Below are 20,180 nucleotides of genomic sequence, written 5' to 3' on the forward strand. Positions count from 1 at the left end.
AGAGCAACTTCCGGGTACTCGGGAATGCCGCTGATCAGCGAGGGGGAGGTATGACCACACCGAGCGGCGAGACCGGGACGGTGCGGGGGACCGGGACGCAGACCGACCGCGCGGCGGAAGTCACCCGGGACCTCCTGACCGAGGCGCGTGAGCAACTCGCGAAGGCCGACAGCAAGGCCGGACTGACGCTGGCGACCCTGGGCGCGGCCCTGACCGCCCTGCTGGGCGCGATCGCCGGCGGTCTCATCGCACCCGGCCAGTACGCCGTGATCCCCCAGCTCCTGGTATGGGCCGGCTGCGCCGCCTGCGCCCCGTCCCTCGTCCTCCTCGGTCTGGCCGTATCCCCCCGGCGCCCCTCCCCGGTCTCCTCCTCCGGCTCCTCCGGCGACGCGACACAGCTGGAGGTCCTGTCCCGCACCGCGTGGATCAAGTACCGCTGCATACGCCGGGCGATGGCCTGGGGCGCGGTCTTCCTCACACTCACCCTGGCGGGGACGCTGGCCGGGGTCCTGTCTTAGCGGTTCAAGACGTGGGGGTTGTACACCCAGACCGCGACCTCGCCGCCGCAGTCCAGACACGCGGTCATCAGGAGCGCCCGGTTGACCTGCCTGGCGCCGTCCGCGCTGCTGACGGTCCCGGCCATCGGCGTACCCGCACGCTTCATGTCCCGCAGGTGGATCAGGTTGGCCGGGTAGGTCCGCAGGCACGTCGCACACTGGAGCGGGGCGCGCAGGGCGGCCCGGGCCTGCGGTGCCTGATCACCGAAGACCTCCGACAGCGCCTCGTACAGCGGATAGAGGTCACTGGCCGACGCCGCGTCGATGGTCGTCTTCAGCAGGGCGACGTGGCCGGCGGCGGCGTCGCGGCTGAACGTGTCGAAATCCTCGTGCACCAGACAGTGCCGGTCCCCGACCACGAGCTCCCGCCGGGGCAGGTCACCGGCGCCGGCCGTCGTCTCGTCCCCGACGAACCGGACGAAGACACCGCCGCGGTCGTTGAAGGTGTTGTGGACGACCCGGTACCGCGACGTCGTCACATCGTCCCGCAGCTCGTGCCGGTCGAGGATCGCCCCGATGAAGGCGTCATCGGCCCGCCGGACGTCACCGATCCACAGGCCTTCCAACTCCCCGGCCCCGTCCCGCAGGAGCACGTACTCGTCATCGGCCGACCGCCCCCGCCCCTGCGCCAGCCCCTGTGCCGGGCGCTGCGGCGGCTCGTCCCCCGACCGTCGCTCCCGCCACCTGCGGAACAACCCCACTGCCCACCCCTCCGAGTTCCGGCACTCTTCCGCCGACGGCCTACGTCATCTTCCTTCCCCCGCGCTTCTCGGCACGGGACAGCAACTCCCACGGAAGCAAAGGCGTCACGTTCCGGTCGGCGGAGAGATAGGCGAGGTGCAGGACACGCGCCGGCCCGTCCACGCACACGAGCCAGTGCGCGACGTCGACGCGGCCGAGTGCCGCGCCGGCGCGGCGGAACACGCCGTCCACCCACTGGATGTAGCCGCCGGGCATGAGCCGCCGGATGCGCCGCGGCTTCGTACTGGGCAGGAGGCTCACGACCACGTGCAGGTCGTCACCGAACCGCCGCCCTTCCCCGTCCCGGGCCGCGGCGACGAACGCCAGCGCGTCCTCGCCCGCCAGCCGCCGCCACCCCGGCCGCCGTGTCAGGGTCATGCCGGTGGCCTCGACTCTGGCCATGTGCTGGGGGACGACCCGCCGTACCCAGGCGTTGACCTCGTCCGCCCACACCACGACGGCCACGACCGACCGCCCGCCGGACAGCTCGTATGCGTACGTGCCCGTACGGGACAAGGGATCGGGCCCGACCTCACCGTCCCGCTCCAGCCGGAGCACGAGGGCGTGGGCGACCAGCTCGGTCGGCTCCGCCGCGGGGTAGGTGGTCACCCGCGTCCCGGTGAGGACGTCACAGGACTCCCTCTCGATCGAGTCGACGAGCTCCCGGACCTCACCGATGTCGAGGTCGTCCCCCTGATGAAGTATCAGCACTCGCTCCGCGCCCATAGGGGCATGGCACCACACCGGGCACGGGACCGGTCCCGGACGGCGAGGCCCTCGGACAGGATTCAGCGAGGCGCGCCGGTCGTCCCCCGCACGACAAGCCGGGGCGCGACGACGTCTTCCCAGGCCGCGGCGTCCTCACCCTCCAGGCGTGCGACATCCTCCAGGCGTGCGACGGCCCGGCCGACCGCGAGCCGGGCGAGGCGCGCGCTGTCCTGGCCGACGGTGGTGAGGTCGATGTGGGCCAGCCGGGCCAGGTGGCTGTCGTCGAAGCCGACGACGGAGATGTCGCCGGGAACCGTCACACCGGAGCGGAGGAACACGTCGAGAACGCCGGTCGCGCAGCGGTCGTTGAAGGCCAGTACGGCGGTGGGGCGCGGGCGGGCCGCCAGCAGGCCCCGGGCGGCCGAGGCGCCTTCCTCCTCGGTCAGACCGCCGGGCAGGACACGGATGTGTTCACCCAGGCCGTGGCGGTTCATGGCGGTGCGGTAGCCGCGGCGCCGGTCGGCCGCGCCCGGCGCCCGGCCGCCGTCGACATGGGCGATGTCCCGGTGCCCGAGGCCGACGAGATGGTCCACCGCCTGCCGGGCTCCCTCGTCGTCGGCGGTCCGTACGACCTCCAGCCCCGGGATCGGTGACCGCAGCCGGCGTGCCACGGACACGACCGGCAACTGCCGGGCGAGTTCCGCCAGTCGCGCGGCGGGGGCCTGCGGGCCGAGCAGGACCAGCGCCTCGCAGCGGTCGGCGAGCAGCGTCTCGGCGGCACGCTGCTCGCCGCGCCCGGCGGCCACGGCACTCAGCGCGATCTGGTAGCCGGCAGGTTCGGCCGCCGCGTAGATGCCCTCGACCAGGTCGGCGTGGAACGGCTGCTGGAGGCCGAACTGCACCCCGAGCAGCCGGGAGCGCTGGCTGCGCAACAGCCGCGCCCGGGCGTCCGGACGGTAGCCGATGTCCCGCGCCGCCTGGAGGACGCGCTCACGTGTGGCCGCACCGGCGCCCTTCGCCTCCCGCATCACGATGGAGACCAGCGCCGTCGACACCCCGGCCCGCGCCGCGACGTCCGCGAGCGTCGGCCGCTTTCCGTCGGGGGCCGCCGGGGTCTCTGGCACGGGTCCTCCCTGGTCGGGTCGTCATCACAGAGCCCGATTGTAGAACGTTCTAGCCCTTGGCCAGCCGAGGGTGCTAGAACGTTCTAGTAGCTGAAGTCACCGCCACGAGAGGAAACCGGCCATGTACACACTGGCGGTCTGCGCCGAAATGCTCTTCCTGGACCTGCCGATGGACGAACGGGTCCGGCGCCTCCACGACGCCGGCTTCCAGGCCGAGATCTGGGACTGGACCCGGCACGACCTCGACGCACTCGCCCGCACCCCGGCCGAGTTCTCCTCGATGACCGGCTACATCCGCGGCAGTCTGACCGACGAGGAGGGCGCGGCGGAGCTCCTGCGCACCGCCGAGGAGTCGATCCGGGCGGCAGAGCAACTCGGCTGCCCCCGACTGAACCTGCACGGCACCGGCCTGGACGACAAGGGCCTGCCCGTTACGCCCGCGACCGGCGACCCCACGGGCCCGATGTGGATCACCGCGCACCACACCCTCACCCGCCTCGCAGAACTGGCCGAGAGCGCCGGCGTGGTCTTCACCCTGGAGAACCTCAACACGGCCGTCGACCACCCCGGCGTCCCCTTCGCGACCGCGGCCGACACCCTGGCCCTGGTCCAGGCGGTCGACCGCCCCGGCCTACGGATGAACCTGGACCTCTACCACGCCCAGATCGGCGAAGGAAACCTGATCGAACTGGTCCGCAAGGCCCACGCCCTGCACCTGATCGGCGAGATCCAGGTGGCCGACGTCCCCGGCCGCCGCGAACCCGGAACCGGCGAGATCAACTACCCCGCCGTCGCTCGAGTCCTGAAGGAGATCGGCTACGAGGGCACGGTCGCGATGGAGGCGTGGGCCTCCGGCGACAGCGAACTGGCTCTGGAGCGCTTCCGCTCGGCTTTCACGCTCTGATCAAGGCGAGATCGACGCGGCCCTGCCACCAGGCGTGTCCCAAACGATCTCAGGAACCCGTCAGGGGCCTGATCCACTCACTGGATCAGGCCCCTGACTTGGAACTTCACTGTCGGGGTGGCGGGATTTGAACCCACGACCTCTTCGTCCCGAACGAAGCGCGCTGCCAAGCTGCGCTACACCCCGATGTCGCTGCTGTCGCGGCGACGACGTTTACTTTAGCCCACTGGTGGCTAGAGACGAAATCCGGTTTTCCAGGGGTGGCGGAGGGGGTTCGGGCGGGCGTGGTCGAGGGCCACGAGGAGGGTCGCGAGGGCGTAGAAGGAGAGGCCGAGGAGGAGGGCGTTGCCCAGGACCTTCTTGTAGCCGTCCTGGTCGACGTCCAGGAAGGGGTAGAGGTAGCGGTCGGGGGTGCCCGGGAGGAGCAGTTCGCCTCGGGTGAGGGAGAAGGCCAGGTAGGCCAGGGGGTAGAGGAGCCAGGTGCTGGCCTGGCGCAGGTGCAGGCGGCCCGGGGTCGTGAGCAGGAGCCATTCCAGTACGGCCGCGATCGGGGTCAGCGTGTGGAGGGTGTGGTGGGCGACGGCCTGCCAGCCCGTCGGAGCGGCCGCGGCCTCGCCCGTGAGGGAGAAGGGGCTCGCCTCGTTCGCCAGGAGCAGGTGGTGCACCAGGGCCGCGATGACGACGTAGAGCAGGGTCGCGCCCAGCACGGCACCTGGTAGCGGGCGGCTGGCCGTCCACGCGCGGCGGGCCGAGAAGGCCATGACCAGCGCGAGCAGGATGTTGCTCTGGATCGCGAAGTAGCCCAGGGTTCGGGACGGGTCACCCAGGAGCAGTTCGAGCGTCACGCCGACGGCCGCCGCCAGGGCGACCAGCAGGCGGAAGGCCGCGGCCGCCGGGCGGCGGACGGGGGTGACGACGGCCGTGGCGGGGACGGGGGACGGCTTCAGTGCGGGCTTGCCCGGAATCGCGGGGAGATCCGGTATGTCCCTGGGTATCGGGGCGGTCATGCCCCCACGCTGACAGAAGCGGACATAGGGGGCTATTCGGGCGGGCTGTGTGGGTTAACGGAATCACGTCGTCTCCCGCCGTCTCCCATGGCCCACACGGCTCCCACAGGCCCCAGAGGCTGCCCACGAGCCCTACCCACCCACGAGCCCTACCCATGGGCAGTGACTCCGCTACTCCCGCCCCACCAACGTCAACAACGTCGCCTCCGGCGGGCACGCGAACCGTACCGGCGTGTAGCGGTTCGTGCCGCAGCCCGCCGAGACGTGCAGGTACGACGTACGGTCCTCCGCCGTGTGCGTGGACAGGCCCTTCACGCGGTCCGTGTCCAGGTCGCAGTTGGTGACCAGGGCGCCGTAGAAGGGGATGCACAGCTGGCCGCCGTGGGTGTGGCCGGCGAGGATCAAGGGGTAGGCGTCGGCCGTGAAGGCGTCCAGGGTGCGAAGGTACGGCGCGTGGACCACGGCCATGGAGAAGTCGGCCGAGTCCGACGGGCCGCCGGCCACCTGCTCGTAGCGGTCCCGCTTGATGTGCGGGTCGTCCAGGCCCGTCAGCTCCAGCGAGACACCCTCGATCTTGAGCGTGCCGCGCGTGTTCGTCAGGTTCAGCCAGCCCGCCGCGTCGAAGGCGTCCCGCAGGTCCTCCCACGGGTTGTGCACCACGCCGACGGCCGGCGGGTTGCCGTTCAGGCCGTGGCGGCCCTGCACCTTTTCCAGCAGGTACCGGGCGGGGTTGCGGAACATGGGGCCGTAGTAGTCGTTGGAGCCGAAGACGTACGCGCCCGGGAACTCCATCAGGGGGCCGAGCGAATCGAGGACCTCCGGGACACCCTCCGGGTCGGAGAGGTTGTCGCCCGTGTTGATCACGAAGTCGGGGCGCAGGCCCGCCAGGGAGCGCAGCCAGCGCTGCTTCTTGCGCTGACCGCTGACCATGTGGATGTCGGAGACCTGGAGCACGCGCAGGGGGCGCATTCCCGAGGGCAGGACCGGGACCGTGACCCGGCGGAGGCGGAAGGAGCGGGCCTCGAAGGCCGCCGCGTACAACAGACCGGCGGCACCGGCCGCCGTGATTCCCAGGGGGACTCCGTATCGCGCGTGCATACGACCATCGTGTCAGACCGCGCGGGTCGCCTGCGTCCGGCGGTGCGCGAAATGCCCTGGCGGCACCGGCCTTTTAACCGTCCCCAGGATCACGGCCCCACAAATCAAGGGGCGCCTTTCCGCCCGCACCTGCGACAATCAACCTCATGACCACGCTCAAGTCGAAGCTGCAGGATGACCTCAACGCCGCGATCAAGGAGCGCGACGAGCTCCGCTCCTCGACGCTCCGGCTGACGCTCGCCGCGATCACCAAGGAGGAGGTCGCGGGCAAGGAGAAGCGCGAGCTCTCCGACGACGAGGTGCAGAAGGTGATCACCCGCGAGGCGAAGAAGCGTCGCGAGGCCGCCGAGGCCTTCGCGCAGGGTGGTCGTGCCGAGAGCGCCGAGCGCGAGAAGGCCGAGGGCGAGGTGCTCGCCGAGTACCTGCCCAAGCAGCTGTCCGACGAGGAGCTCCAGCAGATCGTGGCCCAGGCCGTCGAGGAGGCCAGGGCCGCAGGTGCGGAGGGGCCGCGGGCCATGGGTGCCGTCATGAAGATCGTGAACCCGAAGGTGGCCGGTCAGGCCGAGGGCGGCCGCGTCGCCGCCGCGGTGAAGAAGCTGCTGGCCGGCTGACCCGGCCCTGGACCGCAGAGGGCGGCCCCCTCTCCCTGAAGAAGGGGAGAGGGGGCCGCCCTCTGTCAGTCACGCCCTGTCAGTCACACCGGCGGATCAGCCGAACCGCCCGCCGTTCCCGTTCCCGCCCCCGTTGTCCTGGCCCCGGAAGAAGCCCTCCGGAATGGAGAAGGAAGGAGTCGGGAAGGGGTCGTCGCCCCCGCCGCCGTTGTTGCCGCCGACCAGGCCGCCGATGAAGCCGTTGCCGTTGCCGTTGTCACCGTCGTCCCCGTCGCCGCGGCCCTCGTCGTCGCCGTCACCGCGGTCCCGGTCGATGCCGTCGGGGATGTGGACGGTGTTGAACTGCTCGACGGGCTTGCCCTGGAGCGCGCCGTTCATCATGTCGCCCCAGATCGGGCCAGGGACCTCACCGCCGAAGACCTTGCCGTACGACCGGCCGCCGATGGTGATGTTGGTCATCTTCCGCTTGTGGGCCGGGTCGCCGACCCACACAGCACCGGCCATGTTCGGCGTGTAGCCCACGAACCAGGCCGCGTAGCGCTCGTCCGTCGTACCGGTCTTGCCGGCGCTGGGGCGGCTGTCGAGGCCGGCCTTCTTACCCGTACCGTCCTCGACGACGCCTCGCAGCAGCGCGTTGATGGTGTCGGCGGTCTTCTCCGACATCGCCCGCGAGCAGGTCGACTTCGGGACCTGGAGCGACTTCCTCTGGTCCCCGACGCGCTGGGTGACCGACTCGATGGCGACCGGCGTGCAGTGCATCCCGCGCGAGGCGAAGGTCGCGTACGCGTTCGCCATGGTCAGCGGGGACATCTCCTGGGTGCCGAGGGCGATGGAGGGCACCTGGGGCATCTTGTCGCCGTCGGCCCGCACGACGCCCATCTTCTTCGCCATCGTCGTGACCGGGCAGATGCCGATGTCGCTGATCATCTGCACGTAGTAGGTGTTGACCGACTTGGCGGTCGCTTCCTTCATGTCGTACGGGCCGACCTCGGACTCGTTCTCGTTCTCGAGCTTGGCCGGGTCGGCGGGGTCGTTCACCCACCTCTTGCCGTCGCACGCCGAGACCGGGCTCGGGTACGCCATCTGGTACGGCGACGAGTACACCTTGTTCGCCGGCATGCCGTCCTCGAGGGCCGCGGCGGCCACGATCGGCTTGAACGTCGAACCGGGCTGGTAGCCCATGCCGCCGCCCATGTCGCCGTCGACGGACAGGTTGAGGGTCGTCTCGCCCTTCTTGATGTCGACGCCGTACGGACGCGACTGGCCCATGGCGAGGATCTTGCCGGTGCCGGGCTGGACGAGGGTGGCGGCGGTGGCCACATCGTCGCTCTGGTAGACGTGGTCCTTGATGGACGCCTGTGCCGCGCCCTGGGCCTGGGGGTCCATGGTGGTGCGGATGGTGAGCCCGCCCTGGTTCCAGACCTTCGCCCGCTTCTCCTTGGTCTTGCCGAAGACCGGGTCGTTCAGGAAGACCTCGCGCACGTAGTCGCAGAAGAAGCCCGCGCCCTTGATCGCCGTGATGCAGCCGTTCTTGGGCTTGCTGACCTTCAGGCCCAGCGGCGCCTTCATCGCCTCGGCGGCCTGCGCCCGGGAGATGTCGCCGACGTCGGCCATGCGCCGGAGCACGATGTTGCGGCGCTTGGTGGCCTCCGCCTCGTCGTTGACCGGGTCGTACCGGCTGGGCGACTGGACGATGCCCGCGAGGAGGGCCGCCTCCTGGACGTTCAGATCCTTGGCGGACTTGGAGAAGTAGCGCTGGGCCGCGGCCTCGATGCCGTAGGCCTGCTGGCCGAAGAACGTGATGTTCAGGTAGTTCTCGAGGATCTTCTTCTTCCCGAGCTCCTCCTCGACCTGGATCGCGTACTTCAGTTCGCGGATCTTGCGGCCGATGGTCTGCTGGGTGGCCTGCGCGACCTTCGTCGGGTCGTTGCCGGCCTCCTCGACGAAGACGTTCTTCACGTACTGCTGCGTCAGGGTCGAGGCGCCCTGGGCGACCTCACCGCTGCGCGCGTTCTTGTTGAGGGCGCGCAGGACGCCCTTCAGGTCGACCGCGCCGTGCTGGTAGAAGCGCGAGTCCTCGATCGCGACGATCGCCTTCTGCATGTACGGCGAGATGTCCTTGAGGGGGACCACCGTGCGGTCGCGCGAGTAGACCGTGGCGATCTGGCCGCCGTCGGCGTCGAGGATCGTGGTGCGCTGGCTCAGGGGCGGGGTCTTCATGTTGGCCGGGAGCTCGTCGAAGCTCTCGACCGATCCCTTCGCCGCCAGCCCCAGCGCGCCCACCGCGGGCAGCGCGATGCCGGCCAGCACGGCTCCCGCGAGAACACTGACACCGAGGAACTTGGCGGCCTGCTGCGTGGGTGACAGACCACCGCCCGAGCGCTTGTTTGGCATGAGGGCAGCCTACGTTCTCATTCGCCGGACAGGCGTACAGGCCTTGGCCTAAGCTGCTCTCAACTGTCACAGCAGTGAGGCCACGTATCAATACGTCCGGCGACCCCGAATCGTTCCGGGTGTTCCCCAACTTTTTTGATGGGGTCGTGTCCGAATCCGCCTTGTGTGTCATACGGCGTCCGTTGTGACGCAACTGAACTGTCCTGGTTTGCCGGGAAGGTTACGTATGTCGCCAGGTCACTCCCCCGGGTGATCTGCCGCTTACCCATAGTCCGTTCGGACCATTCAAGATTGGGCCCGCTGGGGGTGTTGCGCTGTGCCCACCTTCCGTAACGTCCTCAACTGGCGGCGGTGAATATGCCGCTGCCGCCGTGGGGGAGCCTCGATTCGGGAGAGGACGGCGCCGGTATGGGCTGGGTAACCGACTGGAGTGCGCAGGCGGCCTGCCGCACTACCGATCCGGATGAACTGTTCGTTCAAGGAGCAGCGCAGAACAGGGCCAAGGCGGTGTGCACCGGATGCCCGGTGCGCACGGAGTGCCTGGCCGACGCGCTGGACAACCGCGTCGAGTTCGGCGTGTGGGGAGGCATGACGGAGAGGGAACGCCGCGCACTGCTGCGCAGGCGGCCCACAGTGACCTCCTGGCGCCGGCTGCTGGAGACCGCGCGCTCGGAGTACGAGCGGGGGTGCGGTGTCGTACCGCTCGATGACGACGAGATCTATGAGAACTACGCGGCGGTGAGCTGAGGGGTTCCCTCCGGGGGCTCCTCGGGGCTCAGGCCGGGGCTCAGGCCGGGGCTCAGGCCCCTCACGGAGACAGGCCCGTGGCGGCGCAGGGTCGCCCTCAGGCACTTGAGTTGTGCCCCGGCGCACTCGTGCTGTGCTCAGGCGCACTCGCGTTGCGCTCAGGCACTCGCCCGGACGCTGAGGCACCCGTCTCGGACGCCCCTCAGGCACTCGCCTCAGGCCGGGTGCCCTCCTCGGGCAGCTCGGTCTCGGGCAGTTCGCGCTCGTTCGCAGCGAGCCGGTCGCCGATGTCGCGCAGTCCCGCGAGGTCGTGCACGTCGCCGGGCAGCGCGCCCACTTCCGTCACGGCCACCTCCGGGTGGAGCGCGGTGAAGCGGTCACGCGTGCGCTGCTCACGGGAGAGCAGCTGCATGCGGTCGGCGTGCAGCCTCAGCAGACCTGCCGTGAGCTGGTCGACGGAGCGCTCGGTGTTCTCGGCGTCCTCGGCGGGGGAGCCACCGTCAGAAGCCGGAGCAGCAGCCGGAGCTGGTGTTTCGGATGTGGGAGAGCCTGAACTGTCGTGCGTGTCGGGGGAGTTACGAAGTACTGCTTTCCCGCCCTCCTGATCCACAATGCGGGGCTCTTCAAGATTTTCCGCGGCGGCGAGCGCCCGCTCGGCCGACAGCCGGTCGGCACCGCTGCCGTGGACCCGGTTGAGCACCAGCCCGGCGAGCGGCATGTCCTCCGCGGCCAGCCGCTCCACGAAGTACGCGGCCTCGCGCAGCGCGTCCCGCTCTGGGGCCGCGACCACGAGGAACGCCGTGCCGGGCGCCTGGAGCAGCTTGTACGTCGCGTCGGCGCGGGTGCGGAACCCGCCGAAGGTCGTGTCCATCGCGGACACGAACGTCTGGACGTCCTTGAGGAGCTGGCCGCCGAGGAGCTTGCCGAGAGTGCCGGTCATCATCGACATCCCGACGTTCAGGAACTTCATCCCGGCCCGGCCGCCCAGCTTCGCCGGCGCCGTCAGCAGCCGGATCAGCCGCCCGTCCAGGAACGACCCGAGCCGCTTGGGCGCGTCCAGGAAGTCCAGCGCCGAGCGGGACGGCGGAGTGTCGACGATGATCAGGTCCCACTCGTCCCTGGCCCGCAGTTGCCCGAGCTTCTCCATCGCCATGTACTCCTGCGTGCCCGCGAAGCCCGCCGAAAGTGACTGGTAGAAGGGGTTGCCCAGGATCGCGGCGGCCCGCTCGGGGTCCGCGTGCGCCTCGACGATCTCGTCGAAGGTGCGCTTCATGTCGAGCATCATCGCGTGCAGCTCGCCGCCCGCGGAGTCGTCGATGCCCTTCACCCGGCGCGGGGTGTTGTCGAGGGAGTCGATGCCCATGGACTGGGCGAGCCGGCGGGCCGGGTCGATGGTGAGGACGACCACTTTGCGGCCGCGCTCGGCCGCGCGCAGCCCCAGGGCCGCCGCGGTCGTGGTCTTGCCGACCCCGCCCGAGCCGCAGCACACCACGATGCGGGTCTTCGGGTCCTCCAGCAGCGGATCGATGTCGAGCAGGCGCGCGGGGGGCAGGTGGTGGCGGGCCGGGTCGTGGGTGTGGGCCGGGTCCGGACGACTCATGACATCCCCTGCTTCCGACTCGAGACGGGCCTTGCCTGTGTGCTGTTCCGGGGGCAGCGGCCTGCCCGGCTCATGACACGCCCTGCTCGCGCAGCTCGCGGGCCAGCTCGTACAGCCCCGCCAGGTCCATGCCCTCGGCGAACAGCGGCAGTTCGTGCAGCGGCAGGCCCAGCTCGGTGAGCACCGCACGCTGCTCGTGCTCCAGCGTGTACCGCTCGGCGTACTCCTCGGCCTGGGTGAGCAGCGGATCCACCAGCCGCTCCGCACGCCCGCCGCGCCTCGCCCCGCCGAGCCCGGCGGACGACAGCGACCGCGCAACCGTGGAACGCGGGACCGTCCGTACGAGTTCCAGGTCGGCCGCGTCCAACACCTCCGGCCGCACCATGTTCACGATGATCCGCCCCACCGGCAGCCGGGCCGACCGCAGCTCGGCGATGCCGTCCACGGTCTCCTGGACGGGCATCTCCTCCAGCAGCGTCACCAGGTGCACGGCCGTCTCCGGCGACTTCAGCACCCGCATCACGGCCTGGGCCTGATTGTGTATCGGGCCGATCTTGGCGAGTCCGGCCACCTCGTCGTTGACGTTCAAAAAGCGCGTGATGCGCCCGGTGGGCGGGGCGTCCATGACGACGTAGTCGTACGCGAACCGCCCGCTGCGGTCCTTGCGCCGCACCGCCTCGCACGCCTTGCCGGTGAGGAGTACGTCCCTCAGGCCGGGCGCGATGGTGGTGGCGAAGTCGATCGCCCCGAGCTTCTTCAGGGCCCGTCCGGCGCTCCCCAGTTTGTAGAACATCTGGAGGTAGTCCAGAAGGGCCAGTTCGGGGTCGATGGCCAGCGCGTACACCTCCCCGCCCCCGGGAGCGACGGCGATCTTCCGCTCCTCATAAGGCAGCGCTTCAGTTTCGAAGAGCTGCGCGATGCCCTGACGGCCCTCGACCTCGACGAGAAGCGTCCGCTTCCCCTCCGTGGCCAGGGCCAGCGCTAGGGCCGCGGCCACCGTGGTCTTACCGGTACCGCCCTTGCCGCTGACGACCTGGAGCCTGCTCACGTATTCGAGCCTAACCAGTCCGTGCCCGGGCTACGCGGAGGGCTGTGGATAACCGTGGCCGCCGAGGGCGGAGGACCGGGGGCGTGGTCGGCCGCGGACCCCTCTCCGGCAGCGGCTAGAGTCGGCCGCATGACCAAGTGGGAATACGCAACCGTGCCGCTGCTCGTCCACGCCACGAAGCAGATTCTGGACACCTGGGGCGAGGACGGCTGGGAGCTCGTCCAGGTCGTGCCCGGGCCGAACAACCCCGAGCAGCTCGTGGCCTACCTGAAGCGGGAGAAGCAGTAATGAGCGCCGTCGAGGCGAAGCTGGCCGAGCTCGGCCTGACCCTGCCCGACGTCGTCCCGCCGCTCGCCGCGTACCAGCCGGCCGTGCAGTCCGGCCCGTACGTCTACACCGCCGGGCAGCTGCCGATGGTGGACGGCAAGCTTCCGGTCACCGGCAAGGTCGGCGCGGAGGTCACCCCGGAGGAGGCCAAGGAGCTGGCACGCACGTGTGCGCTGAACGCCCTGGCCGCCGTCAAGTCCGTCGCCGGTGACCTGGACCGCATCGCGCGCGTCGTGAAGGTCGTCGGCTTCGTGGCCTCGGCCTCCGACTTCACGGGCCAGCCCGCGGTGCTGAACGGCGCCAGCGAGCTGCTCGGCCAGGTCCTCGGCGACAAGGGCGTGCACGCGCGCAGCGCGGTGGGCGTGGCGGTGCTGCCGCTGGACGCACCGGTGGAGGTCGAGATCCAGGTGGAGCTCGCCTGACCCCGTTTCGGTGGTCCCAGCTGCGGAATCCGCCCCTGGGGCCACTCGAACATCCGCCCGTCACGGGATAGCCTCGCGCCCATGGCGAACGGTCAGTGGTACCCCCCGGAGTGGCCGGACCGCATCCGCGCACTCGCGGCAGGCACCCTCACCCCGGTCACCCCGAAGCGCGCGGCCACCGTCATGCTCCTGAAGGACACGGGCACCGGTCCCGCCGTCCACATGCTGCGCAGACGCGCCGCCATGGCCTTCGCCGGAGGCGCGTACGCGTATCCGGGCGGCGGCGTCGACTCCCGGGACGACGACCACCACGTCCGCTGGGCGGGCCCCACGCGCGCGTGGTGGGCGGACCGGCTCGGCGTCGACGAGACGGCGGCCCAGGCGATCGTCTGCGCGGCCGTACGGGAGACGTACGAGGAGGCGGGCGTGCTGCTCGCCGGCCCGGCGCCCGACTCGGTCGTCGGCGACACCACCGGCGCCGACTGGGAGGCCGACCGTGCCGCTCTGGTCGCCCGGGACCTGTCCTTCGCGGAGTTCCTGGACCGCCGGGGCCTGGTCCTGCGCTCCGACCTGCTCGGCGCCTGGACTCGCTGGATCACCCCGGAGTTCGAGGCCCGCCGTTACGACACCTGGTTCTTCGTGGCCGCCCTTCCCGAGGGGCAGCGCACCCGCAACGCCTCCACGGAGGCCGACCGTATGGTGTGGATCGCGCCGGGCGAGGCGGCGGCCGGGTACGACAAGGGCGAGCTGCTGATGATGCCGCCGACCATCGCGACCCTGCGCCAGCTGACGGCGTACGAGAGCGCCGCCCAGGCGCTCGCGGCCGCTCCGGGGCGTGACCTCACGCCCGTCCTGGCCACCGCCCGTCTGGTGGACGGCGAGATCGTGCTCTCCTGGCCGGGCCACGACGAGTTCACCAAACACATCCCGACCGCACCGACCGGTGGAGCCACCGCATGACGGACGCAGCAGCCCTTCCCGGTCAGCCTCGCGGCGGGGTCCTCTCGGGTCCGGCCACCGCGCGGGCCGTCAACGTCCTGGCCCCCAACCCGTCGGCGATGACCCTGGACGGCACGAACACCTGGATCCTCTCCGAGCCCGACTCGGACCTGGCGGTGGTGGTCGACCCGGGACCGCTCGACGACGGGCACCTGCGCCATGTCGTCGCCACGGCCGAGCAGGCCGGCAAGCGGGTCGCCCTGACCCTGCTGACCCACGGTCATCCCGACCACGCGGCGGGCGCCGCCCGGTTCGCCGAACTGACCGGCACGCGCGTGCGTGCGCTCGATCCGGCACTGCGGCTGGGCGACGAGGGCCTGGCGGCCGGGGACGTGATCACCACCGGGGGCCTCGAACTGAAGGTCGTCCCGACCCCCGGCCACACCGCCGACTCCCTCTGCTTCCATCTCCCCGCCGACCGGGCGGTCCTGACCGGCGACACGATCCTGGGCCGCGGTACGACGGTCGTGGCCCACCCCGACGGCCGGCTCGGCGACTACCTGGACTCCCTGCGGCGCCTCCGGTCCCTCACGGTCGACGACGGCGTCCACACGGTGCTCCCGGGCCACGGCCCGGTCCTGGAGGACGCCCAGGGGGCCGTGGAGTACTACCTCGCCCACCGCGCCCACCGCCTCGCCCAGGTGGAAACGGCCGTCGAGGACGGCTACCGGACCCCCGGGCAGGTCGTCGCCCACGTCTACGCCGACGTCGACCGCTCCCTGTGGCCGGCGGCGGAACTGTCGGTACGGGCGCAGTTGGACTACCTGGTGGAGCACGGGCTCATCTAGGGCTCCGGGCCCTTCATGGACGCGGCGCTTTGACGCCGTGCACGCGCGCGTACTCCCCGGCGAGCCAGGGCCCGAGATCGTCGACGTACGACACGAGCACGTCGGCGTCCCCCGTCGGCTCCCGGCTGAGGACGGCGGCGGTCCGCATCTGCTCGGCGCGCCGCGGGTAGTACCGGGCGAACGCCTCGGCCATCTCCCGCAGGTCGCTGGTCCAGCCGTTCCAGCGAGGCATGACGAGGGTGAAGCCCGTGCGCACGAGATGCCGGGACATGAAGCGGACGAGCGGACGGCGGGCCTCTTTGGTGCCGCCCGCCTCGGCGATTCGCCGGCGCCAGCGCGGGAGGAGCAGGGCCAGGTCGCCGTTGGTCTCGCGGGCCAGCAGTGAGTCGGGGCGGTAACGCGGCAGGTGCGCGGCCAGGTCCTCGCCCAGCAGAGGGGTGCACAGGCAGGCGACGAACCACCCCAGGTCGTACCGCTCCAGGTCGCTCAGCAGCCGCGCCCGGCTGAACAGCAGTGTCCCGTGCCCGTCGAGTTGCTCGAACTCCTCGTCCAGCGCCGCCCCGAGGGCACGGGCCTCGGCCCGGTCCGTGTCGGTCGGCTCCTCGCGCAGGGCGAGCAGCAGGTCGAGGTCGCTGCGCCCCACGCGCGCGGTGCCGCGCGGGATCGACCCGTAGAGGTACGCGCTGTGCAGTCGCGCTCCGAACACGTCGGCCAGCCGCTCCCCGGCCGCCGCGACGACCGGACGGAAGGCGTCGGGCACGCGCGCGAGGGAGCCCTCCCGGGCGATGAAGCCCTGGGCGTCGAGTCCCGGGCGGCGAATGGTTCCGGCCATGCGGTCACTGTGCCGTGAAGGGGGAGGCCGGCGCGGCTGGTTCTCGTGCCGTGCACGACGTCGGGCCCCGTCCCGCGAGGAGACAGGGCCCGATGTCGTACGGCCAGGGGTGCGTGCGCGTCAGCGCGAGCGCTTGGCGAGGCGTTCCACGTCCAGGAGGATCACCGCGCGGGCCTCCAGGCGCAGCCAGCCGCGCTGGGCGAAGTCCGCCAGTGCCTTGTTGACCGTCTCGCGGGACGCGCCGACGAGCTGGGCCAGCTCCTCCTGCGTGAGGTCGTGGACGACGTGGATGCCCTCCTCGGACTGCACGCCGAACCGGCGGGACAGGTCCAGCAGGGCTCGGGCGACACGGCCCGGGACGTCCGAGAAGACGAGGTCGGACATCGCGTCGTTGGTCTTGCGCAGCCGGCGTGCGACGGCGCGCAGGAGCGCCGTGGCCACCTCGGGGCGGGCGTTCAGCCAGGGCTGGAGGTCGCCGTGGCCGAGGCCGAGCAGCTTCACCTCGGTCAGCGCCGTGGCGGTCGCGGTGCGCGGGCCCGGGTCGAACAGCGACAGCTCGCCGATGAGCTCGCCGGGGCCGACCACGGCCAGCATGTTCTCGCGGCCGTCGGGGGACGTGCGGTGGAGCTTGACCTTCCCCTCCGTGACCACGTACAGGCGGTCGCCGGGGTCACCTTCGTGGAACAGCGAGTCACCGCGCGCGAGGGTCACCTCACTCATGGAGGCGCGGAGCTCCGCGGCCTGCTCGTCGTCGAGCGCCGCGAAGAGCGGATTGCGCCGCAGAACGTCGTCCACGAGTTCTCTCCTTGTCGACCTGCTCAGGGGCTGTTGCCCCCGCGTACCAAGGCACCGTGGTGCCCATTTTGCCGGACGGTCCAAACAGTGTGATCTGTCACAAGGATGCCGCACACGTGTCCCGGGGTACGCGGCAGGGGTCCAATTGGGCGCCGATCTTCGGGGTCCGGGGCGGATGTCGGTGCCGGGCCTTAGGCTGGCCGGGTGTCCAAATCGCCGGTGAGAGCACAGGCCTAGGGGGCTGCGCGGGTGGTTGTACGTCGCGATTCCGCTGTGGGCGAACAGAGCCCCGATGGCGGCAGGAAAACGGCGAAAGCGACAGGGGAGGCGGCGCCTTCCGGGAAGTCGACGCCGGCGAAGAAGGCGCTTGCCAGGCAGGCCGGGGCCGCGAGTAAGCAGGCATCTGCGATGCAGGCCGCGGCTGTGAAGAAATCCGCATCTGCGAAGAAGGCGGCGGCTGTGAAGAAGGCGGCCTCTGCGAAGAAAGCCGCGTCTGTGAAGAAGGCGGCGTCCGCGAAGAAAGCCGTGTCTGCGAAGAGGGCCGCGCCTGTGAAGAAAGCCGCGTCTGCGAAAAAGGTCCCAGTCAAGAAGGTCACCGTCGCGCCCAAGAAAGCCACGGCCCGCATCAAGGGCGCCGCCCCGGCCAGGACCGTCGTCCACCCGCCGAGTGGCGAGTCGCGTACCGCCCTGGTCCGCCGGGCCCGCCGTATCAACCGCGAGCTCGCCGAGGTCTACCCCTACGCCCACCCCGAGCTGGACTTCACCAACCCCTTCCAGCTCGTGGTCGCCACGGTCCTGTCCGCCCAGACGACCGACCTGCGCGTCAACCAGACGACCCCCGCCCTCTTCGCCAAGTACCCCACCCCCGAGGACCTGGCCGCCGCCAACCCGGAAGAGGTGGAGGAGATTCTCCGCCCGTGCGGCTTCTTCCGGGCCAAGACCAAGTCGGTCATAGGGCTGTCCAAGGCCCTCGTGGCGGACTTCGGAGGCGAGGTCCCCGGCCGGCTGGAGGACCTGGTCAAGCTGCCCGGCGTCGGCCGCAAGACGGCGTTCGTCGTGCTCGGGAACGCCTTCGGCCGGCCCGGCATCACCGTGGACACGCACTTCCAGCGCCTGGTGCGCCGCTGGCAGTGGACCGCCGAGACGGACCCGGACAAGATCGAGGCCGCGGTCGGCGCTCTCTTCCCGAAGAGCGACTGGACGGACCTCTCGCACCATGTGATCTGGCACGGTCGCCGCATCTGCCACGCCCGCAAGCCCGCGTGCGGTGCCTGCCCGATCGCCCCGCTCTGCCCGGCGTACGGCGAGGGCGAGACCGACCCGGAGAAGGCCATGAAGCTGCTCAAGTACGAGAAGGGCGGCTTCCCCGGCCAGCGTCTGAACCCCCCGCAGGCCTACCTGGACGCGGGCGGCAAACCGGCGCCGCCGCTGGGGGCCGGATGAGCTGCCCCACGAACCCCTCGATCAGGGGATCGCGGCCGTTCACGGAACGATCTCAGGGCCGCCGCGCGTTGGAAGCGGCAGGACGACGGGGGTGGCGATGACGCGGGCGAGCGACACACAGGGCGGGCCGGTGACGGTGAGCAAGGAGGGCCTGCCCGGCTGGCTGGACCCGGTGGTGCACGCCGTGGAGACGGTCCGGCCGCGGCAGCTCAGCCGCTTCCTGCCGCCGGAGGACGGCGCCGGGCGGCAGTCCGCCGTGCTGGTCCTCTTCGGTGAGGGCGAGCGCGGGCCGGAGCTACTGCTCATGGAGCGCGCGCACTCCCTGCGCTCGCACGCCGGCCAGCCCTCCTTCCCCGGCGGCGCCCTCGACCCGGAGGACGGCGACCCGCGCGGCGACGGCCCGCTGCGGGCGGCCCTGCGCGAGGCGGAGGAGGAGACCGGCCTCGATCCCTCCGGCGTCCAGCTCTTCGGCGTCCTGCCCCGGCTGTACATCCCGGTCAGCGGCTTCGTCGTCACCCCGGTGCTGGGCTGGTGGCGCGAGCCCAGCCCGGTCGGGGTCGTCGATCCGAACGAGACCGCCAGGGTCTTCACCGTCCCCGTGGCGGATCTCACGGATCCCGCCAACCGCGCCACCACCGTCCACCCCAGCGGCCACCGAGGTCCGGCATTTCTGGTCGAATCGGCACTTGTCTGGGGTTTCACGGCCGGAATCATCGACCGGCTGCTGCACTACTCGGGCTGGGAGCGGCCCTGGGACCGCGAGAAGCAGGTCCCGCTCGACTGGCGCGCATGACAGGGTGGCCTCCGTGAACGTGCTGGACATCTTGTTGCTGGTCGCCGCCGTGTGGTTCGCGGTCGTCGGGTACCGCCAGGGATTCGTCGTCGGCATCCTGTCGGTGATCGGCTTCCTGGGCGGCGGTCTCGTCGCCGTCTACGCGCTCCCCGTCATCTGGGACGCGATCACGGACAACGCGGAGGTGAACACGACCGCGGCCGTCGTCGCGGTCGTCGTCGTCATCGTCTGCGCCTCCGTCGGCCAGGCCCTCACCACCCACCTCGGCAACAAGCTGCGCCGGCACATCACCTGGTCCCCGGCCCGGGCCCTGGACGCCACCGGCGGCGCGCTCGTCAACGTCGTGGCGATGCTCCTGGTCGCCTGGCTGATCGGTTCGGCCCTCGCGGGCACCACGCTGCCGACGCTCGGCAAGGAGGTCCGCAACTCCAAGGTGCTGCTCGGCGTCTCCCAGGCGCTGCCGGACCAGGCCGCCACCTGGTTCGCGGACTTCTCCTCGGTCCTCGCGCAGAACGGCTTCCCGCAGGTCTTCAGCCCGTTCGCGAACGAGCCGATCACCGACGTCCAGCCCCCGGACCCGGCGCTGGCGAACAGCCCGGTGGCCACCCGCGCCCAGCGCTCCATCGTCAAGGTCATGGGAACCGCTCCGAGCTGCGGCAAGGTCCTGGAGGGCACCGGCTTCGTCTTCGGCGACCGCCGCGTGATGACCAACGCGCACGTGGTGGGCGGGGTCGACGAGCCGACCGTGCAGATAGGCGGCGAGGGCAAGAAGTACGACGCCACGGTCGTGCTCTACGACTGGCGGCGCGACATCGCCGTACTGGACGTGCCGGACCTCAAGGCGCCCGCGCTGCGCTTCACCACCGAGGACGCGGGCAGCGGCGACGGCGGGATCGTCGCGGGCTTCCCGGAGAACGGGGCGTACGACGTGCGTGCCGCACGCGTGCGTGGCCGCATCACGGCCAACGGCCCGGACATCTACCACCGCGGCACGGTCCGCCGCGACGTCTACTCCCTCTACGCGACCGTCCGCCAGGGCAACTCCGGCGGCCCGCTGCTCACACCCGACGGCAGGGTCTACGGCGTCGTCTTCGCCAAGTCCCTCGACGACGCCGAGACGGGTTACGCGCTGACCGTGGACGAGATCCAGGAGGACATCACCAAGGGGCGCACCGCCAACCAGCAGGTGGGCAGCGACAGCTGCGCGCTCTAGGAGTGCTGGAGCGGGGCTGCCGGCGGGTC

Annotated in this window: 21 protein-coding genes and 1 tRNA gene; 11 read left to right on the forward strand and 11 right to left on the reverse strand. The window is 71.0% G+C overall.

The genetic code is table 11. The features are described 5' to 3' along the window. Nucleotides 1–50: 50 nt before the first annotated feature. Complete coding sequence (locus CP976_RS23755) at nucleotides 51–518, forward strand: Pycsar system effector family protein (protein WP_150482199.1); 468 nt, start codon at nucleotides 51–53, stop codon at nucleotides 516–518. On the opposite strand, the gene CP976_RS23760 is transcribed toward CP976_RS23755, so the two are convergent. The 3 genes from CP976_RS23760 to CP976_RS23770 form a co-directional block, all read right to left on the reverse strand. Next, nucleotides 515–1,258 carry a hypothetical protein gene (locus CP976_RS23760; RefSeq protein ID WP_150482200.1) on the reverse strand — a complete coding sequence of 248 codons (744 nt, stop codon included), beginning with the start codon at nucleotides 1,256–1,258 and terminating at the stop codon, nucleotides 515–517. The two genes, CP976_RS23755 and CP976_RS23760, sit on opposite strands and share 4 nt — an antisense overlap. A 40-nt stretch (nucleotides 1,259–1,298) precedes the next feature. Further along, complete coding sequence (locus CP976_RS23765) at nucleotides 1,299–2,009, reverse strand: hypothetical protein (protein WP_150482201.1); 711 nt, start codon at nucleotides 2,007–2,009, stop codon at nucleotides 1,299–1,301. 77 nt (nucleotides 2,010–2,086) lie between these two features. Next, complete coding sequence (locus tag CP976_RS23770; RefSeq protein ID WP_150482202.1) at nucleotides 2,087–3,130, reverse strand: LacI family DNA-binding transcriptional regulator; 1,044 nt, start codon at nucleotides 3,128–3,130, stop codon at nucleotides 2,087–2,089. Between the two features lie 121 nt (nucleotides 3,131–3,251). Between CP976_RS23770 and CP976_RS23775 the strand changes: the two genes are divergently transcribed. Continuing rightward, nucleotides 3,252–4,034, forward strand: coding sequence for a TIM barrel protein (locus CP976_RS23775; protein ID WP_150482203.1), 783 nt, complete (start codon nucleotides 3,252–3,254; stop codon nucleotides 4,032–4,034). A gap of 112 nt (nucleotides 4,035–4,146) precedes the next feature. On the opposite strand, the gene CP976_RS23780 is transcribed toward CP976_RS23775, so the two are convergent. The 3 genes from CP976_RS23780 to CP976_RS23790 form a co-directional block, all read right to left on the reverse strand. Continuing rightward, nucleotides 4,147–4,220 (reverse strand) — tRNA-Pro (locus CP976_RS23780). 47 nt (nucleotides 4,221–4,267) lie between these two features. Continuing rightward, on the reverse strand, nucleotides 4,268–5,041 hold the full coding sequence (locus tag CP976_RS23785; RefSeq protein ID WP_150482204.1) for a Pr6Pr family membrane protein: 774 nt from the start codon (nucleotides 5,039–5,041) through the stop codon (nucleotides 4,268–4,270). A gap of 171 nt (nucleotides 5,042–5,212) precedes the next feature. Beyond that, entirely contained in the window at nucleotides 5,213–6,139 is a 927-nt protein-coding gene (locus tag CP976_RS23790) for a metallophosphoesterase (RefSeq protein WP_150482205.1), read from the reverse strand. Between the two features lie 146 nt (nucleotides 6,140–6,285). On the opposite strand from CP976_RS23790, the gene CP976_RS23795 reads away from it, so the two are divergent. After that, a complete protein-coding gene (locus CP976_RS23795) occupies nucleotides 6,286–6,750 on the forward strand; it encodes a GatB/YqeY domain-containing protein (RefSeq protein WP_150482206.1) in 465 nt (154 codons plus the stop codon). 96 nt (nucleotides 6,751–6,846) lie between these two features. On the opposite strand, the gene CP976_RS23800 is transcribed toward CP976_RS23795, so the two are convergent. Next, complete coding sequence (locus CP976_RS23800) at nucleotides 6,847–9,144, reverse strand: transglycosylase domain-containing protein (RefSeq protein ID WP_150482207.1); 2,298 nt, start codon at nucleotides 9,142–9,144, stop codon at nucleotides 6,847–6,849. 408 nt (nucleotides 9,145–9,552) lie between these two features. Between CP976_RS23800 and wblA the strand changes: the two genes are divergently transcribed. Next, on the forward strand, nucleotides 9,553–9,891 hold the full coding sequence (gene wblA, locus CP976_RS23810) for a transcriptional regulator WblA (protein ID WP_059414931.1): 339 nt from the start codon (nucleotides 9,553–9,555) through the stop codon (nucleotides 9,889–9,891). A 202-nt stretch (nucleotides 9,892–10,093) separates the two neighbouring features. Here the strand turns inward: wblA and bagB are convergent, their stop codons facing one another. Next, the gene (gene bagB, locus CP976_RS23815) at nucleotides 10,094–11,491 is read right to left on the reverse strand and encodes an ATPase BagB (RefSeq protein WP_150482208.1); all 1,398 of its coding nucleotides are present in this window, start codon (nucleotides 11,489–11,491) and stop codon (nucleotides 10,094–10,096) included. Nucleotides 11,492–11,561: 70 nt separating this feature from the next. Then, nucleotides 11,562–12,539, reverse strand: coding sequence for an ATPase BagA (bagA, locus tag CP976_RS23820; RefSeq protein WP_150482209.1), 978 nt, complete (start codon nucleotides 12,537–12,539; stop codon nucleotides 11,562–11,564). Nucleotides 12,540–12,668: 129 nt separating this feature from the next. Between bagA and sp36 the strand changes: the two genes are divergently transcribed. From sp36 to CP976_RS23840, 4 genes are all read left to right on the forward strand, one after another. Further along, nucleotides 12,669–12,827 (forward strand): Sp36 family protein, encoded by a 159-nt coding sequence (sp36, locus tag CP976_RS23825; RefSeq protein ID WP_003991873.1) that lies wholly within the window; start codon nucleotides 12,669–12,671, stop codon nucleotides 12,825–12,827. Then, complete coding sequence (locus CP976_RS23830; RefSeq protein ID WP_059414928.1) at nucleotides 12,827–13,288, forward strand: RidA family protein; 462 nt, start codon at nucleotides 12,827–12,829, stop codon at nucleotides 13,286–13,288. Before sp36 ends, CP976_RS23830 begins: the two co-directional genes overlap by 1 nt. Nucleotides 13,289–13,369: 81 nt before the next feature. Continuing rightward, nucleotides 13,370–14,248 carry an NUDIX hydrolase gene (locus CP976_RS23835; protein ID WP_150482210.1) on the forward strand — a complete coding sequence of 293 codons (879 nt, stop codon included), beginning with the start codon at nucleotides 13,370–13,372 and terminating at the stop codon, nucleotides 14,246–14,248. Next, nucleotides 14,245–15,075 (forward strand): MBL fold metallo-hydrolase, encoded by an 831-nt coding sequence (locus tag CP976_RS23840; RefSeq protein WP_150482211.1) that lies wholly within the window; start codon nucleotides 14,245–14,247, stop codon nucleotides 15,073–15,075. The genes CP976_RS23835 and CP976_RS23840 overlap by 4 nt, the downstream gene beginning before the upstream one ends. A 13-nt stretch (nucleotides 15,076–15,088) precedes the next feature. On the opposite strand, the gene CP976_RS23845 is transcribed toward CP976_RS23840, so the two are convergent. Both CP976_RS23845 and CP976_RS23850 read right to left on the reverse strand, forming a co-directional pair. Next, the gene (locus tag CP976_RS23845; protein ID WP_150482212.1) at nucleotides 15,089–15,907 is read right to left on the reverse strand and encodes a nucleotidyltransferase domain-containing protein; all 819 of its coding nucleotides are present in this window, start codon (nucleotides 15,905–15,907) and stop codon (nucleotides 15,089–15,091) included. Nucleotides 15,908–16,027: 120 nt separating this feature from the next. Next, nucleotides 16,028–16,702 carry a Crp/Fnr family transcriptional regulator gene (locus tag CP976_RS23850; RefSeq protein WP_010031945.1) on the reverse strand — a complete coding sequence of 225 codons (675 nt, stop codon included), beginning with the start codon at nucleotides 16,700–16,702 and terminating at the stop codon, nucleotides 16,028–16,030. Between the two features lie 408 nt (nucleotides 16,703–17,110). Between CP976_RS23850 and nth the strand changes: the two genes are divergently transcribed. The 3 genes from nth (at nucleotide 17,111) to CP976_RS23865 (ending at nucleotide 20,151) form a co-directional block, all read left to right on the forward strand. Then, nucleotides 17,111–18,145: an endonuclease III gene (gene nth, locus CP976_RS23855; protein WP_190146853.1), complete on the forward strand. Its 1,035-nt coding sequence runs from the start codon at nucleotides 17,111–17,113 to the stop codon at nucleotides 18,143–18,145. Nucleotides 18,146–18,242: 97 nt separating this feature from the next. Then, entirely contained in the window at nucleotides 18,243–18,938 is a 696-nt protein-coding gene (locus tag CP976_RS23860; RefSeq protein WP_086603735.1) for an NUDIX hydrolase, read from the forward strand. Between the two features lie 13 nt (nucleotides 18,939–18,951). Continuing rightward, nucleotides 18,952–20,151, forward strand: a complete 1,200-nt coding sequence (locus CP976_RS23865; protein WP_150482213.1) for a MarP family serine protease — start codon at nucleotides 18,952–18,954, stop codon at nucleotides 20,149–20,151. The last annotated feature ends 29 nt before the right edge of the window (nucleotides 20,152–20,180 follow it).

The organism is Streptomyces coeruleorubidus (genome assembly GCF_008705135.1).
GTDB classification, from domain to species: domain Bacteria; phylum Actinomycetota; class Actinomycetes; order Streptomycetales; family Streptomycetaceae; genus Streptomyces; species Streptomyces coeruleofuscus.

Excerpts from the sequence above, each read along its gene's own strand:
- CP976_RS23755 (WP_150482199.1), top strand. The coding sequence starts at position 51 with ATGACCACACCGAGCGGCGAGACCGGGACGGTGCGGGGGACCGGGACG.
- CP976_RS23775 (WP_150482203.1), top strand. The coding sequence starts at position 3,252 with ATGTACACACTGGCGGTCTGCGCCGAAATGCTCTTCCTGGACCTGCCG.
- CP976_RS23785 (WP_150482204.1), bottom strand. The coding sequence starts at position 5,041 with ATGACCGCCCCGATACCCAGGGACATACCGGATCTCCCCGCGATTCCG.
- CP976_RS23790 (WP_150482205.1), bottom strand. The coding sequence starts at position 6,139 with ATGCACGCGCGATACGGAGTCCCCCTGGGAATCACGGCGGCCGGTGCC.
- CP976_RS23795 (WP_150482206.1), top strand. The coding sequence starts at position 6,286 with ATGACCACGCTCAAGTCGAAGCTGCAGGATGACCTCAACGCCGCGATC.
- CP976_RS23800 (WP_150482207.1), bottom strand. The coding sequence starts at position 9,144 with ATGCCAAACAAGCGCTCGGGCGGTGGTCTGTCACCCACGCAGCAGGCC.
- wblA (WP_059414931.1), top strand. The coding sequence starts at position 9,553 with ATGGGCTGGGTAACCGACTGGAGTGCGCAGGCGGCCTGCCGCACTACC.
- bagB (WP_150482208.1), bottom strand. The coding sequence starts at position 11,491 with ATGAGTCGTCCGGACCCGGCCCACACCCACGACCCGGCCCGCCACCAC.
- sp36 (WP_003991873.1), top strand. The coding sequence starts at position 12,669 with ATGACCAAGTGGGAATACGCAACCGTGCCGCTGCTCGTCCACGCCACG.
- CP976_RS23830 (WP_059414928.1), top strand. The coding sequence starts at position 12,827 with ATGAGCGCCGTCGAGGCGAAGCTGGCCGAGCTCGGCCTGACCCTGCCC.
- CP976_RS23835 (WP_150482210.1), top strand. The coding sequence starts at position 13,370 with ATGGCGAACGGTCAGTGGTACCCCCCGGAGTGGCCGGACCGCATCCGC.
- CP976_RS23840 (WP_150482211.1), top strand. The coding sequence starts at position 14,245 with ATGACGGACGCAGCAGCCCTTCCCGGTCAGCCTCGCGGCGGGGTCCTC.
- CP976_RS23845 (WP_150482212.1), bottom strand. The coding sequence starts at position 15,907 with ATGGCCGGAACCATTCGCCGCCCGGGACTCGACGCCCAGGGCTTCATC.
- nth (WP_190146853.1), top strand. The coding sequence starts at position 17,111 with ATGCAGGCCGCGGCTGTGAAGAAATCCGCATCTGCGAAGAAGGCGGCG.
- CP976_RS23860 (WP_086603735.1), top strand. The coding sequence starts at position 18,243 with ATGACGCGGGCGAGCGACACACAGGGCGGGCCGGTGACGGTGAGCAAG.